The organism is Pseudomonas sp. UBA6315 (genome assembly GCF_002438125.1).
Taxonomy (GTDB): domain Bacteria; phylum Pseudomonadota; class Gammaproteobacteria; order Pseudomonadales; family Pseudomonadaceae; genus Aquipseudomonas; species Aquipseudomonas faucium.
Map to the genome: position 1 here is coordinate 1 of NZ_DJTF01000104.1, position 2,948 is coordinate 2,948.

Here is a 2,948-nt window from a genome sequence, read left to right on the forward strand (position 1 = left end):
CTCTGGCTGATCCTGATCGTCGTCACCTTCATCCTGCAGAGCCAACGAGATGCCGATGAGCTTTAGCCTGACCCAGATGATCCTGATCAGCGCCGGGTACCTGATGGTGCTGTTCGGCGTGGCCTGGATCAGCGAGCGCGGGCTGATTCCCCGTTCGATCATTCGCCACCCGCTGACCTACACCCTGTCGCTCGGCGTGTATGCCAGCGCCTGGGCCTTCTACGGCTCGGTGGGCCTGGCCTATCAATATGGCTACGGCTTCCTCGCCTGCTACCTGGGGGTGTCTGGCGCCTTCCTGCTGGCGCCGGTGCTGCTCTACCCGATCCTCAAGATCACCCGCACCTACCAGCTGTCGTCGCTGGCCGACCTGCTGGCCTTCCGCTTTCGCAGCACCTGGGCCGGCGCGCTGACCACGGTCATCATGCTGATCGGCGTGCTGCCACTGCTAGCGCTGCAGATCCAGGCGGTGGCCGATTCGATCAGCATCCTCACCGGCGAGCCGGTCAAGGCGCGGGTGGCCTTCGCTTTCTGCGCCCTGATCATCCTGTTCACCATCTTCTTCGGCTCGCGGCACATCGCCACCCGTGAAAAACACGAAGGGCTGGTATTTGCCATCGCCTTCGAGTCGGTGATCAAGCTGCTGGCCCTGGGTGGCATCGGCCTGTATGCGCTGTATGGGGTATTTGGCGGGCCACACGGCCTGGAGGTGTGGCTGCTGCAGAACCAGACCGCCCTGGCGGCGCTGCACACCCCGCTGCAAGAAGGCCCGTGGCGCACCCTGCTGCTGGTGTTCTTCGCCTCGGCCATCGTCATGCCGCACATGTACCACATGGCCTTCACCGAAAACCTCAACCCGCGCTCGCTGGTCAGCGCCAGCTGGGGCCTGCCGCTGTTCCTGCTGCTGATGAGCCTGGCCGTGCCGCTGGTGCTGTGGGCCGGCCTGCGTCTGGGCGCCAGCACCAACCCCGAGTACTTCACCCTGGGCCTGGGCATTGCCGCCAATAACGAAGCGCTGGCGCTGCTCGCCTACATCGGCGGGCTGTCGGCCGCCAGCGGGCTGATCATCGTCACCACCCTGGCGTTGTCTGGCATGGCCCTCAACCATCTGGTGCTGCCGCTTTACCAGCCGCCGGCCGAAGGCAACATCTACCGCTGGCTGAAATGGACCCGGCGCGCCCTGATCGTCGCGATCATCACCGCAGGCTTCATGTTCTACCTGACCCAGAACAACCACCAGAGCCTGGCCAACCTGGGCATCGTCGCCTTCGTCGCGACCCTGCAGTTCCTGCCTGGGGTGTTGTCGGTGCTGTACTGGCCGACGGCCAACCGCCGCGGCTTCATTGCCGGCCTGCTGGCCGGCACGCTGGTGTGGATGGTGACCATGCTGTTGCCGCTGCTGGGCAACCTGCAGGGCTTCTACATCCCGCTGCTGGACATGATCTATGTGCTCGACGACACCAGCTGGCACATGGCAGCCATCGCCTCGCTGGCGGCCAACGTGCTGCTGTTCACGCTGATCTCGCTGTTCACCAATGCCAGCAGCGAGGAAGTCAGCGCCGCCGAGGCGTGCGCCGTGGACAACGTGCGCCGCCCACAGCGCCGCGAGCTGCACGCGGCCTCGCCGCAGGAGTTCGCCACCCAGCTGGCCAAGCCGCTGGGCGCCAAGGCCGCGCAAAAGGAAGTCGAGCAGGCCCTGCGCGACCTCTACCTGCCGTTCGACGAACGCCGCCCCTACGCCTTGCGCCGCCTGCGCGACCGCATCGAGGCCAACCTCTCGGGGCTGATGGGGCCAAGCGTGGCCCAGGACATGGTCGAAACCTTCCTGCCCTACAAGTCCGGTAACGAGAATTACGTCACCGAAGACATCCACTTCATCGAAAGCCGCCTGGAAGACTACCACTCGCGCCTCACCGGCCTTGCCGCCGAGCTCGACGCCCTGCGCCGCTACCATCGCCAGACCCTGCAGGAGCTGCCCATGGGCGTCTGCTCGCTGGCCAAGGACCAGGAAATCCTGATGTGGAACAAGGCCATGGAAGAGCTGACCGGCATCGCCGCCAAGCACGTGGTGGGCTCGCGCCTGGTCACCATCAGCGAGCCGTGGCGTGGCCTGCTGCAGGGCTTCATCAACGTGCCCGACGAACACCTGCACAAACAACGCCTGGCGCTCGATGGCCAACCGCGCTGGCTGAACCTGCACAAGGCGGCCATCGACGAGCCGCTGGCGCCGGGCAACAGCGGGCTGGTGCTGCTGGTCGAGGACCTCACCGAAACCCAGGCCCTGGAAGACAAGTTGGTGCACTCCGAGCGCCTGGCCAGCATCGGCCGCCTGGCCGCAGGCGTGGCCCACGAGATCGGCAACCCGATCACCGGCATCGCCTGCCTTGCACAGAACCTGCGTGAAGAGCGCGAAGGCGACGGCGAGATCATCGAGCTGTCCAGCCAGATTCTCGAGCAGACCAAGCGCGTATCGCGCATCGTCCAGTCGCTGATGAGCTTCGCCCACGCCGGCGGCAGCCACCAGAACAGCGAAGAGCCGGTGTGCCTGGCCGAAGTGGCGCAGGACGCCATCGGCCTGCTGGCGCTGAACCGGCGCAACTTCGAAGTGCAGTTCTTCAACCTCTGCGCCCCGGAACACTGGGCCGAGGGGGACCCGCAGCGCCTGGCCCAGGTACTGATCAATCTGCTGTCCAATGCCCGCGACGCATCCCCTCCGGGCAGCGCCGTGCGCGTGCGCAGCGAAGCGAGCGAGCACACCGTGGACCTGATCGTCGAAGACGAAGGCAGCGGGATCCCGAAGAACATCATGGACCGCCTGTTCGAGCCCTTCTTCACCACCAAGGACCCGGGCGAAGGCACCGGACTGGGGCTCGCTCTGGTCTATTCCATCGTGGAAGAGCATTATGGGCAAATCACCATCGACAGCCCTGCCGACATCGAACGGCAACGTG

Annotated in this window: 1 protein-coding gene; it reads left to right on the forward strand. The window is 65.5% G+C overall.

Features of this window, described 5'->3' with window-relative positions; translation table 11 throughout:
- Positions 1–49 precede the first annotated feature (49 nt).
- Positions 50–2,948 (forward strand): sensor histidine kinase (locus B3E94_RS13220; RefSeq protein ID WP_286913850.1); only part of this gene is annotated, 2,899 nt, incomplete at its 3' end.